We start from the raw sequence: 324 nt of genomic DNA, 5'->3' as shown, positions 1-324 counted from the left end.
CATGTTTGAGATATTTTATTAAAAGTGCGGGTGAAGGGAGTCGAACCCCCACGCCAAAGGCGCTAGATCCTAAGTCTAGTGCGTCTGCCAATTCCGCCACACCCGCATATTAATATTTTAAGAAAAAATGGGGCGACTGATGGGAATCGAACCCACGAATGCCGGAGCCACAATCCGGTGCGTTAACCACTTCGCCACAACCGCCATGATTTTCTGGTGCCGACTAGAGGACTTGAACCCCCAACCTACTGATTACAAGTCAGTTGCTCTACCAATTGAGCTAAGTCGGCTAAATGGTGGAGGATGACGGGATCGAACCGCCGA

The 324-nt window shown here is 50.0% G+C and carries 3 tRNA genes; all 3 read right to left on the bottom strand.

What is annotated here, in order from left to right:
- Nucleotides 1–25 precede the first annotated feature (25 nt).
- The 3 genes from ACS2FK_RS30565 to ACS2FK_RS30555 all read right to left on the bottom strand — a co-directional run bounded on the left by ACS2FK_RS30565 (nucleotide 26) and on the right by ACS2FK_RS30555 (nucleotide 290).
- Nucleotides 26–106 (bottom strand) — tRNA-Leu (locus ACS2FK_RS30565).
- A 22-nt stretch (nucleotides 107–128) separates the two neighbouring features.
- A tRNA-His gene (locus ACS2FK_RS30560) sits at nucleotides 129–204 on the bottom strand.
- A gap of 10 nt (nucleotides 205–214) precedes the next feature.
- Nucleotides 215–290, bottom strand: a tRNA-Thr gene (locus ACS2FK_RS30555).
- Nucleotides 291–324: the final 34 nt, after the last annotated feature.

This window comes from Bacillus cereus group sp. BceL220 (assembly GCF_051776965.1).
GTDB lineage: Bacteria > Bacillota > Bacilli > Bacillales > Bacillaceae_G > Bacillus_A > Bacillus_A cereus.
Note: the sequence above shows the minus strand (reverse complement) of the source record. Positions and strands in the feature narration are given on the sequence as shown.